The organism is Pseudomonas edaphica (assembly GCF_965277385.1).
Taxonomy (GTDB): domain Bacteria; phylum Pseudomonadota; class Gammaproteobacteria; order Pseudomonadales; family Pseudomonadaceae; genus Aquipseudomonas; species Aquipseudomonas edaphica.
In genome coordinates this window covers 2,569,529-2,589,910 of the sequence record NZ_OZ255725.1, presented here as the reverse complement: position 1 = coordinate 2,589,910, position 20,382 = coordinate 2,569,529, and the positions used below count along the sequence as shown (strand labels likewise).

Annotated in this window: 15 protein-coding genes; 8 read left to right on the top strand and 7 right to left on the bottom strand. The window is 60.1% G+C overall.

Features of this window, described 5'->3' with window-relative positions:
* Nucleotides 1–57 precede the first annotated feature (57 nt).
* Nucleotides 58–2,124: an AsmA family protein gene (locus ACQY47_RS11825; protein ID WP_428557144.1), complete on the top strand. Its 2,067-nt coding sequence runs from the start codon at nucleotides 58–60 to the stop codon at nucleotides 2,122–2,124.
* Between the two features lie 135 nt (nucleotides 2,125–2,259).
* On the opposite strand, the gene ACQY47_RS11820 is transcribed toward ACQY47_RS11825, so the two are convergent.
* Together ACQY47_RS11820 and ACQY47_RS11815 are read right to left on the bottom strand one after the other, a co-directional pair.
* A complete protein-coding gene (locus ACQY47_RS11820; RefSeq protein ID WP_017136789.1) occupies nucleotides 2,260–2,790 on the bottom strand; it encodes a ferritin-like domain-containing protein in 531 nt (176 codons plus the stop codon).
* Between the two features lie 98 nt (nucleotides 2,791–2,888).
* Nucleotides 2,889–3,785 carry a LysR substrate-binding domain-containing protein gene (locus ACQY47_RS11815; RefSeq protein ID WP_428557143.1) on the bottom strand — a complete coding sequence of 299 codons (897 nt, stop codon included), beginning with the start codon at nucleotides 3,783–3,785 and terminating at the stop codon, nucleotides 2,889–2,891.
* A gap of 137 nt (nucleotides 3,786–3,922) precedes the next feature.
* Between ACQY47_RS11815 and ACQY47_RS11810 the strand changes: the two genes are divergently transcribed.
* Both ACQY47_RS11810 and ACQY47_RS11805 read left to right on the top strand, forming a co-directional pair.
* Nucleotides 3,923–4,564: an FMN-dependent NADH-azoreductase gene (locus ACQY47_RS11810; RefSeq protein WP_428557142.1), complete on the top strand. Its 642-nt coding sequence runs from the start codon at nucleotides 3,923–3,925 to the stop codon at nucleotides 4,562–4,564.
* A 75-nt stretch (nucleotides 4,565–4,639) separates the two neighbouring features.
* A complete protein-coding gene (locus tag ACQY47_RS11805) occupies nucleotides 4,640–5,530 on the top strand; it encodes an esterase/lipase family protein (protein ID WP_428557141.1) in 891 nt (296 codons plus the stop codon).
* A gap of 113 nt (nucleotides 5,531–5,643) precedes the next feature.
* On the opposite strand, the gene ACQY47_RS11800 is transcribed toward ACQY47_RS11805, so the two are convergent.
* Nucleotides 5,644–6,531: a DMT family transporter gene (locus tag ACQY47_RS11800; protein ID WP_017136787.1), complete on the bottom strand. Its 888-nt coding sequence runs from the start codon at nucleotides 6,529–6,531 to the stop codon at nucleotides 5,644–5,646.
* Between the two features lie 98 nt (nucleotides 6,532–6,629).
* On the opposite strand from ACQY47_RS11800, the gene ACQY47_RS11795 reads away from it, so the two are divergent.
* The 3 genes from ACQY47_RS11795 to ACQY47_RS11785 all read left to right on the top strand — a co-directional run bounded on the left by ACQY47_RS11795 (nucleotide 6,630) and on the right by ACQY47_RS11785 (nucleotide 9,041).
* The gene (locus ACQY47_RS11795; protein WP_017136786.1) at nucleotides 6,630–7,418 is read left to right on the top strand and encodes an AraC family transcriptional regulator; all 789 of its coding nucleotides are present in this window, start codon (nucleotides 6,630–6,632) and stop codon (nucleotides 7,416–7,418) included.
* A 72-nt stretch (nucleotides 7,419–7,490) separates the two neighbouring features.
* Complete coding sequence (locus tag ACQY47_RS11790) at nucleotides 7,491–7,793, top strand: PsiF family protein (protein ID WP_017136785.1); 303 nt, start codon at nucleotides 7,491–7,493, stop codon at nucleotides 7,791–7,793.
* Between the two features lie 234 nt (nucleotides 7,794–8,027).
* Entirely contained in the window at nucleotides 8,028–9,041 is a 1,014-nt protein-coding gene (locus ACQY47_RS11785) for an AI-2E family transporter (RefSeq protein ID WP_017136784.1), read from the top strand.
* A 123-nt stretch (nucleotides 9,042–9,164) separates the two neighbouring features.
* Here the strand turns inward: ACQY47_RS11785 and ACQY47_RS11780 are convergent, their stop codons facing one another.
* Nucleotides 9,165–10,439, bottom strand: coding sequence for an Hsp70 family protein (locus ACQY47_RS11780; protein WP_428557140.1), 1,275 nt, complete (start codon nucleotides 10,437–10,439; stop codon nucleotides 9,165–9,167).
* Nucleotides 10,440–10,678: 239 nt separating this feature from the next.
* On the opposite strand from ACQY47_RS11780, the gene ACQY47_RS11775 reads away from it, so the two are divergent.
* Together ACQY47_RS11775 and ACQY47_RS11770 are read left to right on the top strand one after the other, a co-directional pair.
* Nucleotides 10,679–11,617 (top strand): DnaJ C-terminal domain-containing protein, encoded by a 939-nt coding sequence (locus tag ACQY47_RS11775; RefSeq protein WP_169986503.1) that lies wholly within the window; start codon nucleotides 10,679–10,681, stop codon nucleotides 11,615–11,617.
* Between the two features lie 103 nt (nucleotides 11,618–11,720).
* Nucleotides 11,721–17,735: an NEL-type E3 ubiquitin ligase domain-containing protein gene (locus ACQY47_RS11770; RefSeq protein ID WP_428557139.1), complete on the top strand. Its 6,015-nt coding sequence runs from the start codon at nucleotides 11,721–11,723 to the stop codon at nucleotides 17,733–17,735.
* Here the strand turns inward: ACQY47_RS11770 and ureC are convergent.
* From ureC to ACQY47_RS11755, 3 genes are all read right to left on the bottom strand, one after another.
* Nucleotides 17,732–19,432, bottom strand: a complete 1,701-nt coding sequence (gene ureC, locus ACQY47_RS11765; RefSeq protein ID WP_169986499.1) for an urease subunit alpha — start codon at nucleotides 19,430–19,432, stop codon at nucleotides 17,732–17,734. The two genes, ACQY47_RS11770 and ureC, sit on opposite strands and share 4 nt — an antisense overlap.
* Before the next feature lie 113 nt (nucleotides 19,433–19,545).
* Nucleotides 19,546–19,851 carry an urease subunit beta gene (locus tag ACQY47_RS11760; RefSeq protein ID WP_099548117.1) on the bottom strand — a complete coding sequence of 102 codons (306 nt, stop codon included), beginning with the start codon at nucleotides 19,849–19,851 and terminating at the stop codon, nucleotides 19,546–19,548.
* Nucleotides 19,848–20,381: a GNAT family N-acetyltransferase gene (locus ACQY47_RS11755; protein ID WP_428557138.1), complete on the bottom strand. Its 534-nt coding sequence runs from the start codon at nucleotides 20,379–20,381 to the stop codon at nucleotides 19,848–19,850. The genes ACQY47_RS11760 and ACQY47_RS11755 overlap by 4 nt, the downstream gene beginning before the upstream one ends.
* Nucleotide 20,382 lies beyond the last annotated feature (1 nt).

The window sequence follows — 20,382 nt, the reverse complement described above, 5'->3', positions numbered from 1 at the left end:
GCCAGTCGTAGCCTTATAAGCTTTAGTTTTGCTATCTGTGTTGAGGAGTCCTGTGCAATGACGCGCACTCGTAAAATCGTGGTTTGGAGCTGCGCCAGCTTCGCTGTGTTAATCGCTATCGTGGTCTTGGTGCTGGTGTTCTTTGATTGGAACCGCATCAAGCCGCCGCTCAATGCCAAGGTCTCCGAAGAATTGCATCGCCCGTTTGCCATTAATGGCAACCTCGCCGTGGTGTGGGCGCGCGAGGCCGATGAAGGCGGTTGGCGTGCCTGGGTGCCGTGGCCGCACGTGATTGCCGAAGACCTGACCCTGGGCAACCCGGACTGGTCAAAAAAACCGCAGATGGTCACGCTCAAACGCGTTGAGCTGCGCATCTCGCCCCTGGCGCTGTTGGCTCAGCGCGTGGTGATCCCGCGTATCGACCTCACCGAGCCAAGCGCCGACTTGCAGCGCCTGGCTGACGGTCGCGCCAACTGGACCTTCAAGTTCGACCCCAAAGACTCCAACGCCGAGCCCTCCAGCTGGGTGGTGGACATCGGCTCCATCGGTTTCGACAAGGGCCACGTGACCCTCGACGACCAAACCCTCAAGACCCAGTTGGATGTGATCATCGACCTGCTTGGCAAGCCGATTCCCTTCGGTGAAATCGTCGGCGACGCGGATGCCAAGAAGGCCCTGGAAAAAGGCTCGGCGCCGCAGGACTACGCATTCGGCCTCAAGGTCAAAGGCCAGTACCACGGCCAGAAACTCGACGGCACCGGCAAGATAGGCGGGCTGTTGGCCTTGCAGGACGCGGCCAAGCCGTTCCCGCTGCAAGCTCAAGTGAAAATCGCCGACACCAGCATCGCACTGGCCGGCACCCTGACCGATCCGCTGAACCTTGGCGCCCTGGACCTGCGGTTGAAACTGTCCGGTAGTAGCCTGGGCAACCTTTACCCGCTGACCGGCGTGACGCTGCCCGATTCTCCGGCCTATTCCACCGACGGCCATCTGATCGCCAAGCTGCATGAGGCCAGCGGCGCGTCATTCACCTATGAAAACTTCAACGGCAAGATCGGCAACAGTGATATCCACGGCAACCTCAGCTACGTCGCCAGCCAGCCACGCCCCAAGCTCAGCGGTACGCTGGTGTCCAACCAACTGCTGATGACCGACCTTGCACCGTTGATCGGTGCCGACTCCAACGCCAAGCAAAAGGCCCGTGGTGGCGAGAGCAAGCAACCGGCGACCAAAGTGCTGCCGGTGGAAGAGTTCCGCACCGAGCGCTGGCGCGACATGGACGCCGACGTGGAATTCACCGGCAAACGTATCGTGCACAGCGCCGACTTGCCGTTCACCGACCTCTACACCCACTTGGTTCTCAACGATGGCGAGCTGAGCCTGCAACCCCTGCGCTTTGGCGTGGCGGGTGGCAAGCTGGATGCGCAGATTCGCTTGAACGGGCGGATCACGCCAATGGAAGGCCGTGCCAGGTTGACTGCACGCAACTTCAAGCTCAAACAGTTGTTCCCGACGTTCGAACCGATGAAAACCAGCTTTGGTGAGCTCAACGGCGATGCTGATATTTCCGGGCGCGGCAACTCCGTGGCGGCCTTGTTGGGCACCTCCAACGGTGACCTGAAAATGCTGATCAATGACGGCGCCATCAGCCGCGGCCTGATGGAAATTGCCGGGCTCAACGTGGGCAACTACGTGGTCGGCCGCTTGTTTGGCGACAAGGAAGTGAAGATCAACTGCGCGGCGGCAGACTTTGGCATCAAGACGGGTTTGGCGACGACGCGGCTGTTTGTGTTCGATACCGAGAACGCGATTATCTATATCGATGGCACGGCGAACATGGCGACCGAGCAGTTGGACTTGACCATCACGCCAGAGTCCAAGGGCTTTCGCTTGTTCTCCCTGCGTTCACCGTTGTACGTCAATGGCCCGTTTATCAAGCCTAATGCGGGTGTAAAGGCCGTGCCGCTGATGTTGCGGGGTGCCGGCATGGTCGCGCTGGGTGTGATCGCCGGCCCGGCTGCCGGGTTGCTGGCGTTGGTCGCTCCGAGCGGTGACGAGCCCAACCAGTGCGCACCGTTGCTGCAACAGATGAAGGAAGGCAAGGCGCCCAAGACTGTCAAGTAGCTGAAGGACCCGGCGCAAAAAAATGTGGGAGCTGGCTTGCCTGCGATAGCGGTGTAACAGTCGATACAGGCACTGACTGTTGGATTGCTATCGCGGGCAAGCCCGCTCCCACATGGGGTTCAGCGGTGAAGCGCGTTACAGGTCCTGCAGAATATCCGCCATGTCATCGGCGTGTTCTTCTTCCTGGGCCAGGATATCTTCGAAGATTCGACGTGTAGTCGGGTCTTTATCACCGATGTACTGGATGATTTCGCGATAGCTGTCCACCGCGATCCGTTCGGCCACCAGGTCTTCGTAGACCATTTCCTTCAGGGTATTGCCGGCCACGTATTGGGCGTGGGAGTTCTTCGACAGCAGGTCGGGGTTGAACTCCGGCTCACCGCCCAACTGCACGATGCGTTCGGCCAGTTTGTCGGCGTGTTCGGCTTCCTGGGTGGCGTGCTCCAGGAACTCATCGGCCGCGACACTGGCTTTCAGGCCGCTGGCCATGAAGTAGTGACGCTTGTAGCGCAACACGCAGACCAGTTCAGTGGCCAGCGACTCATTGAGCAGGCGAATAATTTCCTCACGGTCGGCGTCGTAGCCTTCGGTCACGGCACCGTTCTCGACGTGCTGGCGGGCGCGGCTGCGCAGGGTTGCAACGTCGGTCAAGTTTGCTTGGGTCATCTCAATCTCCTGGTGCTAATCCGGTTTTGCGCCACGCTCTGTCGGCGTGATCACTCCAAGTTGTGAGTCCCGGGCAGCGCAAAAAGTTTTATCGGATTTCACACCGCCTGACCGGACAGCCTGGCTTCCTCCCGCACCCACTGGAAAAATGCCCGCACCGGCGGATGCCGCTCACGGCCCGGCACACAGAGCGCGCTATAGCCGGCACCGCCCACACTGACCTGCGGCCGATAGGGCACCAGCAGACCGCTGGCAACGCTTTCGGACACCAGGATATTGCTCGCCAGCACCAATCCCTGCCCAGCAATCGCCGCCTGCAGTGCGTAGTGTTCCTCGTCGTATTCGCGCAACGGACCCAGGCCAAGCCAAGCTTCACCTGCTTTGTCACACCAGGCTTGCCAGCCCAGGGCGTACAGTTCGGAGTTGTGCCAGCGCACACTGATAAGGGTCGGTACCTGGGTACTGGCGCGCGCGACCTGCTCGGGCGAGCCGTACACCGCAAAACACTCGTCGAACAAACATTGGCCGTACAGATGGGGGTAATCGCCCAGGCTGTAGCGAATCACCAGGTCGACGCTGGCGTCCTGTTGCAGGTCGACCACCTCACATTGGGTGTCCAGGCGCAGGTTGATATCCGGATGAGCGGCGTAGAAACGCCCCAGCCGTGGCACCAGCCATAACGCTGCAAAGGCGGGCGTGGTCGAGACGGTGAGGTGCCCGGTGCTGCGTTGTGGGCGCAAGGTGTCGAGGCTCTGGGCCACCTCCAGCAATGCGCCATGCAGACTGCGAAACAGCCGCTCGCCGCTGTCGGTCAGGCGCACCCGGCGCGGCAGGCGCTCGAACAACGGCACGCCCAGCCAGGTTTCCAGCGAGCGAATCTGATGCGACACCGCCGTGGGGGTCACCGACAGTTCCTCAGCCGCCGCCTTGAAACTCAGCAGGCGCGATGCGGATTCAAAAGTGCGCAGGGCAGTAAGCGGCAGCGAGGCAAACATCTCAACTCCATGGATGAATTGAGTTCATCCGGATTAACTATTGCTCATTTGTCGGTGAGCACCCACAGCTCTAGATTGAATGGCAGAAAGGGTGACCATCCAGGTTGCTTGAGTCTACTCCGTGAAGGGCTTAACAGATGAAAAAAATGCTTGTTGTTCATGCCAGTCCGCGTGGCGAACGTTCGCACTCGCGGCGTCTGGCCGAGTCGTTTCTGGAGGCCTGGCAAGCCGCCAACCCCGGCGCCCAACTGACCCGCCGCGAAGTCGGCCGCGCAGCCATTCCCCATGTCAGCGAAGCCTTTGTGGCGGCCAATTTCTACCCTGAGCCGCAATCATTGCCGAAGGTGATGAAGGCCGATCTGCAACTGAGCGATCAACTGGTTGGCGAACTGATCGAACATGAGCTGCTGGTCATCTCCATGCCGCTGTACAACTTCGGCGTACCCAGCGGCCTCAAGGCCTGGATCGATCAGATTGTGCGCATGGGCCTCACCTTCGATATCACCTTGGATAGCCACGGCAACGCGCAATACCAGGCGTTGCTCAAGGGCAAGCGCGCGTTGATCATCACCAGCCGAGGCGGCAATGGGTTTGGCCCAGGTGGCGAGAACGAGGCGATGAACCACGCTGACCCGCACCTGCGCACAGTGCTGGTCTACATCGGTATCGACGACATTCAGGTGATTGCCGCCGAGGGTGAGGAATCGGACAAAAGTGTGTTCCTGCGCGCCTGTGAAGAGGCCGAGCGCCAGTTGCACGATCTGGCCGGGCATTTCTAATGGCGCGGTCATGGGGCAGTCATGTCGGTTGGTCTAGGATGGCGTTATCGCTTCCCCTACCAGGATGTTCGCCCTATGCCCGATTCCCTCGCCACGCGTTACCCCCTGGTGCTGGTACCCGGCATGCTGGGCTTTGTGCGCGTAGGCTTTTTCCCTTACTGGTACGGGATTGTCCCGGCGCTGCGGGCGGGTGGGGCGCAGGTGTTTGCGATTCAGGTGGCGCCGCTGGATTCCAGCGAGGTGCGTGGCGAGCAGTTGCTGGTACACATTGCGCAGATTCGTCGCGAGACCGGCGCCGACAAGGTCAACCTGATCGGCCATAGCCAGGGCGCGCTCACCGCGCGTTATGCCGCTGCCAGGCGCCCGGAGTGGGTGGCGTCAGTGACGTCGGTGGCTGGCCCCAACCATGGCTCGGAGCTGGCGGACCATATCCACGCCCATTACCCGGCTGACAGCGTGAAAGGCAGGCTGATGAGCGCGGTGTTTCATCTGGTCGCCTGGTGGATGGGCCTGCTGGAAACCGGCTATCGCGGCCCGCGCTTCAAGGCCGATCTAGAGGCTTCGCACCATTCGCTGACCAGTGCCGGTGTGGCGTTGTTTAACCGCCAGTATCCTCAAGGGCTGCCCGCTACCTGGGGCGGGCAGGGCGCCGAAGTGGTCAATGGCGTGCGTTATTACTCGTGGTCCGGCACCTTGCAGCCGGGCAAGACCGATCGTGGGCGCAACCTGCTGGACGGCACGAATCGCAGTTGCCGGTTGTTCGCCCGCAGCTTTGTGCGCGAGAAGGGCCAGTGTGACGGCATGGTCGGGCGCTACAGTTCGCACCTGGGCACGGTCATCGGCGATGACTACGCCCTGGATCACTTCGATATCGTCAACCAATCCATGGGGTTGGTGGGCAAAGGTGCGGAGCCGATTCGGTTGTTTGTCGAGCATGCGCGGCGGCTGAAGGCGGCGGGGGTTTAACCGGGAGACCGGGTTATCGTTCATCGCAGGCAAGCCAGCTCCCACAGTTGGCCCCATTCCAAAGTTGGAACCCGGTCGAATGTGGGAGCTGGCTTGCCTGCGATAGCGATCTGTCAGGCGACGCCAACCTCACGGCGCACCGGCGTAATCCAACGCTCCGACAAAATCACCCCACCCAAGGTCAGCAAACCGCCGACCAAGTGATACATCGCCAGTTTTTCCTTCAGCACCACCGCCGCAATCAATGCGGTAATCAACGGCAGCAAGTTGAAAAACAGTGTGGTGCGGCTTGGCCCCAGGTGTTTCACCGAGTGCATCCACGCCAGTGGCGCCAGCATCGACGCCAGCAGGCACGCGTACAGCACCAGTGGGATATTCGCCCAGCCCAAGCCGGCCTTGGCCGAGAACAGGAACAGCGGAAACAGCACCACCACCGCCACCAGTATCTGCAAATACAGCAACACCAGCGGCGGCAGGCGCAGCTGCCATTTTTTCAGCAGGGTGCTGTAGACCGCGTAGGCCAGGGTGGCGAACAGCATCATGGCGTCACCCAGGTTGAGCCCGTGTTGCAGTAACGCGCCGAGGCTGCCGGCTGATACCACTACCACAACGCCTGCGAACGACAGCACTGCGCCGGTCAGCGCGCCGAAGGTGAGGCGTTGGCCGAGGCTGATGATGGCAGCGGTCAGCGACATCAACGGCATCAGCGACAGGATGATGCCCATGTTGGTGGCACTGGTCAGCGTCGCGGCGTAATAGGCCAGGCTTTGATACACCGCCATGCCCAGCACGCCGAGGATGAAGATCTTGCCCAGGTTCGGGCGGATCAGCGCCCAGTTGGCCAGCACCGGCTTGAGCATGAATGGGGTAAACAGCAACGCCGCCAGCAACCAGCGGTAAAAGCCGATTTCGGCGGGGAAGATCGAGCCCACGGCCAGTTTGTTGACCACGGTGTTGCCGGCCCAGATAAAGATGGCCAGCAGGGGGTACGCGTATTGCATCGAAAGAAACCAGGTGTGTTGATGAGCCGCGATTATCCCCCTGTCTGGATAGAAGCCTATACTGCGATCCAGACAACCGACCTTTGTATCCAGACAATATGGCCAGACACACCGTACGCCTCGCGGATTTTCGCAGCCTGCCGAGTCCGGTCTACTTCCGCTACTCCGAATTTGCGCCCGACACCGAGTGCACGCCGCACCGGCATGGCTGGGGCTCGCTGGACTATTCGGCCAATGGCGTGATGCGCATGGAGGTGGCCGGCAGCCGCTTTATGTCGCCTCCGCAGTACGCGGTGTGGATCCCACCCAATACCGAGCACAGCTCCTACAACGCCCAGGCGATTGTGTATCGCTCCGTGGGCCTGGCCCCGGCATTGTGCGCGCAACTCCCGCAGGCGCCGTGCACCTTGGCGATCAGTGACATTCTCAAGGCCATCCTCAGCGATTTTGCCCAGCGTGACGTCAATGTTCCTCAGAGTGAGGCCGATATACGCCTGGCCCAGGTGCTGGTGGACCAGCTCAAACAGGCGCCGATGCATGATTGCTTTCTGCCTTACGCGCGCCACCCCGGGCTGCTCGGCGTGCTCGAAGGCATGCAGGCCGACCCTGGCGACAATCGCCCGCTGGCGCAGTGGGCGGAGCAGGTGCATGTGAGTGAGCGCACCTTGGCACGCCAATTTGTGCGCGAGCTGGGCATCAGCTTCGGCGAATGGCGCCAGCGCCTGCGCTATCTTGCCGCCATCGAAGCCCTGGACAGCGACCGCAGCGTGCAACATGTAGCCTTTGACTTGGGTTACAGCACGGCCTCGGCGTTTATCGCCATGTTCCAGCGTCACGCCGGCTGCACCCCGGAGCAGTACCGACGGTCGAATATTCGCGGACGCTGAAGATGTAACAGGTTTTGACTACACTGCTGCGTAGGCCGTGCCCCTTTGGTGCGGTAACAGGGAGAAAACTCCATGAAGATGCTGCGTATTCCGTTGTTGATGATGGGCCTGCTGCTGTGTTCCCAAGGCTTCGCTGCCACAGCCCAGCAAAATAAAATGACCACCTGCAATGCACAAGCGACCACCAAGACGCTCAAAGGTGATGACCGCAAGGCCTTTATGAAGACCTGCCTGTCGGCGCCAGCTGCCAACGATGCCAAGACCCTGACCCCACAGCAGCAGAAAATGAAAGACTGCAATGCCTCGGCGAAAACCAAGGCGTTGGCTGGCGATGCGCGTAAAACCTTTATGAGCACCTGCCTCAAAGGCAGCTAACAACATAGATCCCATGTGGGAGTCGGGCTTGCTGTGGCGAGCAAGCTTGCTTGCGCTGGGGTGCGAAGCGCCCCCAAAAAAGCGGGCTCCAGCTGCGCTGTCGAACGGGAGCCAGCTCCCTCGCCACTGCAAGCCAGCTCCCACACTGACGGTGTTCACAATTCAGACCTCTCGCTTGATTCCCTCAAGGCTGGCAGACTGCCCATCCTTTAACGCCGTTCGTTTTGAGGCTGTATGCCAACGTTTTCTCAGCGTCACGTGTTGTTGCTGGTCAGTTGCGTCATCATTTTCGGCGGGCTATTGCTGGTCCTGCCGCTCAAGCTGTTGCCGAGCTTGCTGGCCGGCCTGCTGGTTTATGAACTGGTCAACATGCTTACCCCGCAGTTGCAGCGACTGATTGAAGGCCGGCGTGCGCGTTGGCTGGCAGTAGCGTTGCTGGGCACCTTGATCGTCAGCGTGTTGACCCTGATCTTTGCCGGCGCCATCAGTTTTCTGCTCCACGAAGCGGAAAACCCCGGGGCTTCCCTGGACAAATTCATGGGCGTGGTCGACCGCGCGCGCGGGCAACTGCCGCCGTTCGTCGACGCCTACCTGCCCGCCAGTGCCGCCGAATTCCGCGTGGCCATCGGCGATTGGCTGAGCAAACACCTGAGTGAGCTGCAACTGGTCGGCAAAGACGCCGCCCACATGTTCGTCACCCTGCTGATCGGCATGGTGCTCGGCGCCATTATCGCCCTGCAGCGAGTGCCCGACCTGACCAAACGCAAACCCCTGGCGGCCGCGCTGTTCGACCGCCTGCACCTGTTGGTCCAGGCGTTTCGCAATATCGTCTTCGCCCAGATCAAGATTGCCGCGCTCAATACGGCCTTCACTGCGATTTTTCTCGCGGTTGTGTTGCCGCTCTGCGGCATTCACCTGCCTTTGACCAAAACCCTGATCGTGCTGACCTTCCTGGTCGGCCTGCTGCCGGTGATCGGCAACCTGATCTCCAACACCCTGATCACCATCGTCGCGCTGTCGCTGTCGATCTGGGTGGCGGTGGCGGCGTTGGGATATCTGATCGTGATCCACAAGGTCGAGTACTTCCTCAACGCGCGCATTGTCGGCGGGCAGATCAGTGCCAAATCCTGGGAATTGCTCCTGGCGATGTTGGTGTTTGAAGCCGCATTCGGCCTGCCGGGTGTGGTGGCGGGGCCGATTTATTATGCGTATTTGAAGAGTGAGTTGAAGCTGGCGGGGATGGTTTAACTGGCCCGTTAGCTCGTTCCCACGCTCTGCGTGGGAATGCCGCCCTGGACGCTCTGCGTCCGCTCTTGAAGTCGTGACGCGGAGCGTCACAGGATGCATTCCCACGCGGAGCGTGGGAACGATCTACTCCATTGCGCCGTAACGCTTGCTCGCCTCAATCGCCAGACCGCTGCCGATACTGCCGAAGATATTGCCTTCCACATGCCGCGCATTCGGCAGCATCGCCGAGATGCTGTGGCGCAGTGCCGGAATGCCGCTGGAGCCGCCGGTGAAGAACACCGTGTCCACCTGGGCCACGCTCACCGAGGCATCGTTAAGCAGTTGCGTGACGCTGTTGCGCACACGCTCCAGCAACGCGTCGATGGACGACTCGAACAATGCCCGGCTCAGGTCGACGCTCAGGCGTTTTTCGATGCGGTCCAGGGCCACGTGGCGGCTGTCTTCGTGGGTCAGCTGGATCTTGGTTTCTTCCACTTCCATGGCCAGCCAGTGCCCGGCACGCTGTTCGATCAGCTTGAACAAGCGGTCGATGCCGCCGGTGTCTTCGATGTCGTAGCGCATGCTGCCCAAGGCCAGCTGGGATTTTTGCGAGTACACCGAGTTGATGGTGTGCCAGGTGGCCAGGTTCATGTGGTGGCTGGTGGGCATGTAGGCGCCGCTTTTCATGCGGCTGCCATAGCCGAACAGCGGCATCATGCCTTGCAGGCTCAGCTGTTTGTCGAAGTCGGTACCGCCGATGTGCACGCCGCCGGTGGCGAGGATGTCGCTTTGGCGGTTGTCGTTGTGACGACGGTCCGGCGACAGGCGCACCAGCGAGAAGTCAGACGTACCGCCGCCGATGTCGACGATCAGCACCAGTTCTTCTTTCTCGATGGTGGACTCATAGTCAAACGCGGCCGCAATCGGCTCGTACTGGAACGAGATGTCCTTGAAGCCGATCTTGCGCGCTACGTCCACCAGGGTGTTTTCGGCTTCCTGGTCGGCCATCGGGTCGTCATCGACGAAGAACACCGGGCGGCCCAGCACCACTTCTTCGAACTCGCGACCGGCGTTGGCTTCAGCGCGGCTCTTGAGCTGGCCGATAAACAGCGCCAGCAGGTCGGTGAACGGCATGGCCGTGCCGAGCACGCTGGTGTCGTGCTTGATCAGCTTGGAACCCAGCAGGCTCTTGAGCGAGCGCATCAGCCGGCCTTCGTAGTTTTCCAGGTATTCGTGCAGCGCCAGGCGACCGTACACCGGGCGGCGCTCCTCGAAGTTGAAGAACACCACCGACGGCAGGGTGATCTTGTCGTCCTCCAGCGCGATAAGCGTCTCCTCGCCGGGGCGGATCCAGCCGACGGTGGAGTTGGACGTGCCGAAGTCGATGCCGCAGGCACGGGCTGGGGATGTGTTGTTCATGTCTTCCAGGTTCCGGTTAAAAAAACGGCCGCGCAGTGTATGTCACTCGCGCGCAGATGCGTAGGCCGACTATCCGCTAAATCGTGCTTGAAAGTTGGGTATTTGCCCCCACATCTGTTGCATACGGCTAGCGCCGATAACACTTTGACGCACCCCCAGGCCACACCACTCAACAGGTGCAAAGCAGCGCACGTTGTGCCCCGGGCTGTGCGATCTCGATTAAGGATGGTGAACTGCCGATGGATTTCAAAGACTATTACAAGATTCTGGGTGTCGAGCCGAGCGCCGATGACAAGGAAATCAAGGCCGCCTATCGCAAGCTCGCACGCAAGTATCACCCGGACGTGAGCAAGGAAAAGGACGCCGAAGAGAAATTCAAGGACGCGTCCGAAGCCTATGAGGCGCTCAAAAGCGCCGACAAACGCGCCGAGTACGATGAGCTGCGTAAATACGGCCAACATGGCCAGCCGTTCCAGGGGCCACCGGGCTGGCAGAGCCGTGGTGGTTATGGCGGTGGCCAGGACACGGGCGACTTCTCGGACTTCTTCAGCTCGATCTTCGGCGCGCGCGGCGACGCCTTTGGCGGCGGCCAGCGCCGTCCTACCGGGCGCAAGGGCCAGGATGTGGAGATGCAACTGAGCGTTTCCCTTGAGGAAACGCTGTCCACCGAGTCCAAGCAGATCAGCTTCCAGGTGCCGCAATACGATGCGTCTGGCCGGCATGTCAGCAATACCGTCAAGAGCCTGAATGTGAAGATTCCGGCCGGTGTGGCCGATGGCGAGCGCATCCGCCTCAAGGGCCAGGGCGCACCGGGTGTGGGCGGTGGTGCCAATGGCGACCTGTACCTGATCATCAAGTTTGCGCCGCACGCCAAGTTCGAGGTGGATGGCGAAAACCTGATCATCAACCTGCCGCTGGCCCCGTGGGAGCTGGCGTTGGGCGCGGAAGTCGCAGTGCCGACCCTTACCGGCAAGATTAACCTCAAGGTGCCGGCCGGCAGCCAGAACGGCCAACGCATGCGCGCAAAGGGCCATGGCTTGTTGAACAAGGCCGGGCAACGCGGTTATCTGTTTATCCAGCTCAAGGCTGTGATGCCTAAGGCTGCAGACGATGAGGTCAAGGCATTGTGGCAGGCGCTGGCTGAAAAGGCCGCTTTCGACCCCCGTGAGCACTTCTGAACGAGCTGACCCGATGAGTTTTCGAGCTTGCTAAATAGTTAGCTCCAGCAAAAAAACGCACTGCATAGGATGACAATCTTTCTCACCACAAGGTTGTCATCCCATGCTCGAACTTCAGGTTATTGGCCCCTCCACGCTCCCGCCCGGTGAACAGGGACAACACTACGAATTAATCAAACAGGCGATCCCGTCCTGCCTGGTCAGCAGTTCACCTGAGCGGCGCCAGGCCCTCAAACAGACCCCCGCGAATATCCCCTCTTGGTACGACGCCACGTCTCAATCGCAGAAGGATCAGCTCAAGACGCTGTTGGAGAGCCGTTGCCACTCCCTGAATGAGCTGGAGAAATCCCTAAGCAAAGTCCAGGCGCTGGAAGCATTCGCCCAGCCGTTATTGGAAGCGGCATTAAAGGCTGCCGGTTATGCGCTGGACGTCAATCAAACCTGGTTGCGCCTGTATGTTCCGGTTGAAGACGCCTTTGGCAAAAAAACCGGCGGTTCCAGGGTCAAGACGTTCTCCTTGCTCAAGGCTGCCCTGGGCAACTTTGAGGCGCGGGAGGCCGAGGACGGTTTTTACGATAGCGTTTCGGGATTTATCACCGAGCCGGATACTCGCGAGCACTTTGAACGCCACACCACGACCCTGAAAATTCATGAGTTCGCCCAGTTATGCCGTGATCTCGATTTGGGGAGTCAATACCAGGCTCACCTCAGGGCGCAGTTGATACCTGATGATGTACGGTCCCGTGCCGAGTTTCGGGATCGCTTCATCCGCCATCAGAAAGATGCCTTCAAGGCGGCGGCGTATCTGGCCTTGCTCAAGGGTGATATCGGTGCCACCGATTACACGTTGCTGATGCGTGTGACGGCTGGCGAAAAGCACATCGTGATCGGCAACCAGCCGGTCGGTTACTGCTGCTTGAGCCTGATGAACCTGCACCTGCATGACTGCCTGATCATCGCCCCATGCGCCAAGCAGCGTTATTCGAGCTGGGTTATCGTCTATATTCCTGACCACCTCGAGCACCCCATCAAGCGTTATGAAACGTTTAATGAGTTTCGCAACGAATTGACTGATCACCTGACCGCGAGCGTCAGCGAGGGTGCCGACCGCTCCAAGGGGGTACAAACCACGCAATACCAGCAGCTTTTTGCCCAGTTTGTAGCCTATAAGGATCGCGCTTACTACTACCGCAGGCTGACCGAACTCGTGGTGGATGCGCCACCGCAACCGTTCGGTTCACAGGCGCTGCGTTCGGAATGGGGGCGTTTACTGACGGCCCCATTCTTTTCCTCCGGCTCGTCGCTGGGGGAGCCGCAACCGACCGTACGCGTTCCGATAAAAGCCCCCGAATTCAATATTCAGGCCATCGAAATCGCTGGCCTCTGGCGGGCTGCGGACTTGTGGGTGTATCGCCATGCCAGTCTGCGCACGCGACTGTTTAACGATGCCCAACACCAGGCCGTGAGCACTGAGGCTGCTGACAAGGCATCGAGTTCAAGGCGTGCAGCCCATTACCTGAGTATCGGCATGTTCGGCCTGAACCTGGTGGGGATGGCCGTGCCACCCTTGGGCCTGGTGATGGCCGGGGTGATGGCCGGTCAGCTGCTTTACGAGGTCTTTGAGGGTGCGGTCGAACTCAGTGAAGGCGACCGCGAGGCAGGTTGGGCGCATGTTACCGACGTGGTGGAAAACCTGGCGACGCTGGCGGCGCAGGCGGTGGCGTTGCGCTTCACAGTGTCACCCTTCATTGAACGGCTCAAAGCCGTCACGTTGCCCGGCGGCAAGATCCGCCTGTGGAAGCCTGATCTTGCGCCCTATAAGGTGCCTGTCGAGCTGGACACAGGCGCCAAGCCAGACGCTTTGGGCCTTTACTCCCACGACGGCCAGTTGATTTTGCACCATGAGGGTGACCACTATCGAGTTGGGCAGGACCCCGTCACTGGGCAGTATCGCATCCAGCACCCCAGCCGCCCTGGTGCGTATGAGCCGCAGTTGGAGCATAACCATGCTGGCGCCTGGAGCCATGAAATCGAGCAGCCGCTGACCTGGGACAAACCGACCCTGATGAGGCGCCTGGGGCTGGAACAGCGTGGGCTTGACTCCGCGACGCTGGAACAAGCCCGTATGGCCAGCGGTGTCGAGGAAGACGTCTTGCGCCAGACCTTTGTTGAGCATGACCCGGTGCCTTTGTTGTTGGATGACACGATCCAGCACTTCAAGGCTCATCAGGCACTGACGACGTTTGTCGAGCAATTGAGAAGCAGCGACTCGGCCGTCTATGCCCAGGCGGACCTCACGCTGCTGCTGCAAATCATGCGTCGACGAGGGATGTTGCCTGATGCGCCGCTGCGGGTCATGGACAGCCACAACAGGATGTTGTGGGAGGAGACCTTCGCAACTGCCCCCAAACGCGTAGTGGTGGTCCGTGACAACCAGTTGGCGAGCGGTGAGTGGCTTAATGAGGTGCTGTTCAGCTTGCAAGGCGTGGACCCCACGCTCCGGGATATCCCTGGCAGTGCCGAAGAGTCGCTGGCGGTGCGGGCCGGCAAGCTGCGTGAACACATCGCCAATGTCGTCGATACCTTTAAGGGCTCGCTGGTCGAAGAGCGCTATCAGGCCTTGAATGCCACGAACGATCCTGATGTGCGCCTGCTCATGGCGACTTACCCCAGGCTGCCAGCGTCGATGGCTACTGAGTTGCTCAGAAGGCTGAGCGTTGAACAGTTGCACACCTTTCGAGATACCGGATTTCTGCCCCAGGAACGTATTGAGCAGGCGAGGTGGCTTGAGCAGGAAACCCGGGTATCGCGTGCCTATGAAGGCCTGCACCTGGACACTCTGGCAAGCATCGACAGCCAGCGCCTCGCCTTGCGCACTTTGGAAACCTTGCCTGGATGGCAGCGTGGAACGCGGGTGGAGTTGCGTCACTACTCGGCCCAAGGCACGTTGCTGGATGCTATCGGTTCCCCGGATTCAACCACCACCAAGGCCCTGGTGCTCAAGGACAATGGTTTATTCGAGGCGCCCATGCCCAGGGACTTCTTTGGGGCAACCTGGGACCTGTTGTCCACCGCCGAACGCCAGAGCCTCGGGTTCACCGATGCACAGCAGTTGAAGACAGCGATCCAGCAGTCGCCTTTGCCTCGTGAGCCGCTGCGCACGGTGTTGCTGGAGCATCCGGTGCGCAAACCGACGATTGATTCGACGCTGAGATTACTCGGTGGTGGCGGCGGGTCCAGCCGACAGGCGGCCAGTGATGTCGATAGCGATGTCGATTTAATACACGAGAAGGTCACCGATCTGTTCCCTTTGATGGACGAGGAGGCAGTCAATGCGTTTGTCCGCACTTTGGGCGACGACGTCGAGGGTGGGTTGAAACACTGGAAGGCTGAGTTCAAAACGTTTACGAGGGAGTTGGATGCCTGGGTTTACGCCAGTGGGCCGCCGCGTGCTGATGGTTGGGATGCCGATTTTCCCGGTGCGTCCGATATCGCGCGCGAGATCAAGAGTCACTGGCGGCTTATGAGTGAAGGCCCCCTGAAGCTGATGATGAGGGGCGATCTGGAACTACCACTGCTAAGCGTCGACTTCAGCCATGTTGAGGGGCTTGAGATCTACGGTAGCGGCTGGACCGGCAAGACTGATGCTTTCCTTACATCGTTCACCCACGTCAAGCATTTGGCCCTGATCGGTTGCCGGCTTACCGAGTTACCCAGTGCTATCGGTGAAATGCGCTACCTGACTTCGTTGAACCTGACCGGTAATAATCTTGAGTTGACTCCACCAACCAGCCGTATGCTGAGCAACCTCAGCGCCCTTGTCACGCTTGATCTGCGCAGCAACCCGCTGGGTGCTGCCCCCGATGTCAGCGGTATGCCAAATCTGGTGGAGTTGAACCTCAGTAACACGCAGATTGAGCAGTGGCCCTCGGGATTAACCGCACTGACTGGATTGAGACGTGCCGATTTGTCCGAAAACCGCCTGCAGGAGGTTCCACCACAGCATTTGACACCACCGCCTGAGCAGCTTGAAGCGATCGTTCGGACAAACAACGTCGTCATGCTTGAGCTCAATAAGTTTCCTGCCGACTATTGGCAGCAGTTCGATCGCTACTGGGAGACCTTGACGCGCACGCGGCCCGAACTTTTGCAAGGCGCCCTTGATGGCGCCTTTGACAGTGGTAATCCAAGGCTCAGGGTCATGCAGGAACTCTATCCCGACAACAGCGTGCAAACTTCTCGGAAGATGATTTGGGCGCTGGGCGAGCGCGCCGATGCAGAGTTGGCCCAGCGTGAGCAGGAATTCAAAGCGTTCAAGCGTCAGTTAAAAGCCTGGAACCTCTCCAACGAGCGTCAGAGTAACGAGCGCGTCGGGCGAAATGAGCGTCTGCTGGAGTTCAACGATCGTGATCGCGCCAGGCAACGCATCATGAGCTGCTGGAGGGCGGGTAATCCCCTCGTTTTGAGCAACGACGCCACACTCATCGACGTCGAACTGGACCTCAGTGGGTTGCGCCTGTCGAGCCTGCCCGACCTTGGCGCGAATTTCATTCGCCCGACGTCACTGAAACTGAACCGCCTGAACCTGCGTACGTCACCAGAAAGTTTCCTGGCGCACTGCCAAGGTGTGCGCTGGCTGGACATGTCGGATAACCATTTGTTCGAGTTGCCGCCTGCCGTGGGGAATATGAACGAGTTGGCCCGTTTGTCGCTGCAAAACAACCGAATCCGATTGACTGCCGAGTCGGCTGCCTTACTGTCCTCGCGAGCGACACTCAGTGACTTGATGCTCAATGATAACCCCCTCGGCCTGACGCCGGATTTCAGCCAAATGACGGATTTGCGTACCTTGCAGATGAAAAATACAGGGATTGATACCTGGCCTGCGGGGTTGGTTGAACGAACGAACCTGCTATGGGTAGATCTGAGCCAAAACAGTATTACCACTATCCCGGACTCAGTCATTGCACCGTCGGATGAGCAGTTGGCGCAGACGGAACGCGTGACTCGTGTGACGGATATCGGCGAGAACCCTTTGACCGAGCAAACCCGGCGACAAGTCCGCGAACACAGCCGGCGCCTTGAGGAGGCTGGGCTGATGTCTGAGGTTCTTCCGAACATGCTACGGTTGACGGCTGATATTGCCCCTAACCGTGTGGCCCCCACAGCTGGCGCGCAGGATCCATTTCTGCGTTGGGCCCAAGGCATGTCCACGCAAGAGGCGAGTAGCAAACGGCCCCTATGGGTGGCGTTGGAGCGCGCTCCGAGGGCTGCCCCGTTTTTCGACATCCTTGAGCGTCTGGAACCGGCGGGTGCCGGCCACGCCGACTTGCAGCGCCGTGTCTGGGAAGTGATCGAAAGCATCACCCAGGACACCGCCGAATCGGAAACCCTGCGCAAGGAACTCCTCGACCTGGCCGGTGAGCCAGGATGTTGTGACCTTGCGGCTTTCTCCTTCAGCAACCTGGAAGTGCGCACAATGGCCTACAAGGCTCGTTTGCAGGCCACGGATCAGACCCAGGGCGTGCAACTGGCAAGGTTATCCAGAGGTTTGTTCCGCCTGCACGAAGTGGACAAGATCGCGTCGGCGGATATCCAGCGCAGCGAAGCCATCGTCAATGACCCCCGCGTGTCGATAGCCGATAAGTTGCCCCATACCCAGCGCCTGGCCGAAGAGGTTGAAATTCGACTGGCGTATCGTTACGGCCTCAAGGATCGGCTCCATCTACCGGGGCAGCCGCAGCAGGTCAGGTATATCAACTTGGGCGGCGTGACCTCATCGATGCTCGATACTGCCTTTGATACGATCAAAGCCCTGGATAACTCTGCGCAAGAGCTTCAGGCGCTGCTGTCCAGGGGCTTTTGGCAGGATTACCTGACCGGTAAATACGCCGTGCAATTTGACGCTCTGCGCCATCCCTTGCACGATCAGTTGGCGGACTTGCGGAGCAGGTTTGAATCCAGCGCGATCACCGAGGCACTTTATAAGCATCGGTCCGGCGAACTTCAGTTGCAATTGCAGATTAAAGACGCCGCGCTGATCGAGACGCTGACCCGTCAGGAGTTGCTCGATCATCCGCTGGACGTGGCTGAGGGTGTCGGCCCCCGTGCGACCTAAAACAAAAAGTAGCGCTGGGCCATGGGCAATACATCAGCCGGTTCGCACCACAACAACTGGCCGTCGGCCTTGACCTGATAAGTCTGCGGGTCAACCTCGATATCCGGCAGGTAATCGTTGTGGATCAGGTCGGTTTTCTGCACATCGCGGCAGCCCTTGACCACGGCAATCTGCTTCTTTAACCCCAGGGCCTCGGGCAACCCGGCGTCCTGGGCGGCCTGGCTGATGAAGGTCAGGCTGGTGGCGTGCAACGAGCTGCCGAAGCTGGCGAACATCGGGCGGTAGTGCACCGGCTGCGGCGTGGGGATCGAGGCGTTGGCGTCACCCATCAGGCTTGAGGCAATCGCGCCGCCCTTGAGGATCAAGGTCGGCTTGATGCCGAAAAACGCCGGGCGCCACAGCACCAGGTCGGCCCACTTACCCACCTCGATCGAGCCGACGATATGGCTGACGCCGTGGGTGATCGCCGGGTTGATGGTGTACTTGGCGATATAGCGCTTGGCGCGGAAGTTGTCATTGCCCGGGCCGTCGCCGGGCAAAGGGCCGCGCTGTTTTTTCATTTTGTCAGCGGTCTGCCAGGTGCGCGTGATCACTTCGCCGACACGGCCCATGGCCTGGCTGTCGGAGCTGATCATCGAGAACGCGCCCAAATCGTGCAGGATATCTTCGGCGGCAATGGTCTCGCGACGAATACGGCTTTCGGCGAAGGCCACATCTTCGGCGATGCTCGGGTCCAGGTGATGGCAGACCATCAACATGTCCAGGTGCTCATCGATGGTGTTGCGCGTGAACGGCCGCGTCGGGTTGGTGGAACTGGGCAGCACGTTGGCGAAGCCGCAGGCCTTGATGATGTCCGGCGCGTGGCCGCCACCGGCACCTTCGGTGTGGTAGGTGTGGATGGTGCGACCCTTGAGCGCGGCCAGGGTGGTTTCGACGAAGCCGGATTCGTTAAGGGTGTCGCTGTGAATCGCGACCTGCACGTCGTACTCGTCCGCAACGCTCAGGCAGTTGTCGATGCTGGCGGGTGTGGTGCCCCAGTCTTCGTGCAGCTTCAAACCGATGGCCCCGGCCTTGACCTGCTCGATCAAGGGTTCCGGCAAGCTGGCATTGCCTTTGCCGGTAAAACCGATGTTCATCGGGAACGAATCGCTGGCTTGCAGCATGCGCGCCAGGTGCCACGGGCCGGAGGTGCAGGTGGTGGCGTTGGTGCCGGTCGCAGGGCCGGTGCCGCCGCCGATCATGGTGGTGACGCCGCTGGTCAGCGCTTCTTCGATCTGCTGCGGGCAAATGAAGTGCACGTGGCTGTCGATGCCGCCGGCGGTGAGGATCATGCCTTCACCGGCAATCACCTCGGTGCTGGCGCCGATGGCCATGGTCACGCCGGGCTGGATATCCGGGTTGCCGGCCTTGCCGATCGCATGAATGCGGCCGTTTTTCAGGCCGACGTCGGCCTTGACGATGCCCCAGTGGTCGATGATCAGCGCATTGGTGATCAAGGTGTCGACCACTTCATGGGCGAGCAGTTGGCTCTGGCCCTGGCCGTCGCGGATAACTTTGCCGCCGCCGAATTTGACTTCTTCACCGTAGACGGTGAAGTCCTGTTCGACTTCGACGAACAGGTCGGTGTCGGCCAGGCGGACCTTGTCACCGACGGTGGGGCCGTACATGTCGGCGTAGGCTTGGCGGCTGATCTTCATGTGTGTATGCCCTGAAAAATAGGTGTTGAATGTGATATCGCTATCGCAGGCAAGCCAGCTCCCACAGGGGAACGCATTCCAACTGTGGGAGCTGGCTTGCCTGCGATGAGGCCCTAAAGGTCGCCCATGATCCGTCCGGCAAACCCGAACACCCGCCGCCCCCCGCTCAAATCCACCAACTCGATCTCGCGACTTTGCCCTGGCTCAAACCGCACTGCCGTGCCCGCCGGAATATTCAAACGCATGCCACGGCTGGCGGCGCGATCAAAGGTCAGCGCATCGTTGGTCTCGAAAAAATGGTAGTGCGAGCCCACCTGAATCGGCCGGTCGCCGCTGTTGGCCACGCTGAGGGTGAGGGTACGCCGGCCGACGTTGAGTTCGATGTCACCAGGCTGGATCTGATATTCACCAGGAATCATGCAGGTTGCCCCAGGGTTTTGAAGTAGATGGCGGTCGGGGTGTAGCGCCCGTCCGGGCTTTGGCAGTAGTTGGGCAGTTCACCGATTTTGGTGTAGCGCAGCGACTGATAGAAGGCTTCGGCGCCGGAGCCGGCCTCGGTGTCCAGGTACAGCAGGCCGCGCTTGTGCTGGCGCGCGGCGAGTTCCAGGCTGTTCATCAGCTGTTGGCCCAGGCCATGGCGGCGGGCGCTGCTGTGTACCAGCAGCTTTTGCACTTCGGCGCGGTTCAGGCCGTTGGCTTTCAGGCACAGCGCCAGTTGCACGCTGGCGATCACTTGTTCATCGCGTACCACCACCCACAGCAGCAGGCTGCCCTCTTCGATATTTGCCTGCACGCCGCTCAAATAGGTGCGGGCCTGGGCGTCATCGAAGTCAGCCATAAAGCCGATTGAAGCGCCGTGCTTTACCGCGTCCAGCAACAGCTCAATCAAACCCAGGCGGTAATGGGCAAAACTTTCAGCATTGACTCGACGCAGTTGCGTAGCGCTCATC

What these genes read in the sequence shown, in the direction of transcription:
- ACQY47_RS11790 (WP_017136785.1), top strand. Translation starts at nt 7,491, where the DNA reads ATGAAGATGCTGCGTATTCCGTTGTTGATGATGGGCCTGCTGCTGTGT.
- ACQY47_RS11810 (WP_428557142.1), top strand. Translation starts at nt 3,923, where the DNA reads ATGAAAAAAATGCTTGTTGTTCATGCCAGTCCGCGTGGCGAACGTTCG.
- ACQY47_RS11795 (WP_017136786.1), top strand. Translation starts at nt 6,630, where the DNA reads ATGGCCAGACACACCGTACGCCTCGCGGATTTTCGCAGCCTGCCGAGT.
- ACQY47_RS11785 (WP_017136784.1), top strand. Translation starts at nt 8,028, where the DNA reads ATGCCAACGTTTTCTCAGCGTCACGTGTTGTTGCTGGTCAGTTGCGTC.
- ACQY47_RS11780 (WP_428557140.1), bottom strand. Translation starts at nt 10,439, where the DNA reads ATGAACAACACATCCCCAGCCCGTGCCTGCGGCATCGACTTCGGCACG.
- ACQY47_RS11755 (WP_428557138.1), bottom strand. Translation starts at nt 20,381, where the DNA reads ATGAGCGCTACGCAACTGCGTCGAGTCAATGCTGAAAGTTTTGCCCAT.
- ACQY47_RS11805 (WP_428557141.1), top strand. Translation starts at nt 4,640, where the DNA reads ATGCCCGATTCCCTCGCCACGCGTTACCCCCTGGTGCTGGTACCCGGC.
- ACQY47_RS11820 (WP_017136789.1), bottom strand. Translation starts at nt 2,790, where the DNA reads ATGACCCAAGCAAACTTGACCGACGTTGCAACCCTGCGCAGCCGCGCC.
- ACQY47_RS11825 (WP_428557144.1), top strand. Translation starts at nt 58, where the DNA reads ATGACGCGCACTCGTAAAATCGTGGTTTGGAGCTGCGCCAGCTTCGCT.
- ACQY47_RS11815 (WP_428557143.1), bottom strand. Translation starts at nt 3,785, where the DNA reads ATGTTTGCCTCGCTGCCGCTTACTGCCCTGCGCACTTTTGAATCCGCA.
- ACQY47_RS11775 (WP_169986503.1), top strand. Translation starts at nt 10,679, where the DNA reads ATGGATTTCAAAGACTATTACAAGATTCTGGGTGTCGAGCCGAGCGCC.
- ACQY47_RS11800 (WP_017136787.1), bottom strand. Translation starts at nt 6,531, where the DNA reads ATGCAATACGCGTACCCCCTGCTGGCCATCTTTATCTGGGCCGGCAAC.
- ureC (WP_169986499.1), bottom strand. Translation starts at nt 19,432, where the DNA reads ATGAAGATCAGCCGCCAAGCCTACGCCGACATGTACGGCCCCACCGTC.
- ACQY47_RS11760 (WP_099548117.1), bottom strand. Translation starts at nt 19,851, where the DNA reads ATGATTCCTGGTGAATATCAGATCCAGCCTGGTGACATCGAACTCAAC.
- ACQY47_RS11770 (WP_428557139.1), top strand. Translation starts at nt 11,721, where the DNA reads ATGCTCGAACTTCAGGTTATTGGCCCCTCCACGCTCCCGCCCGGTGAA.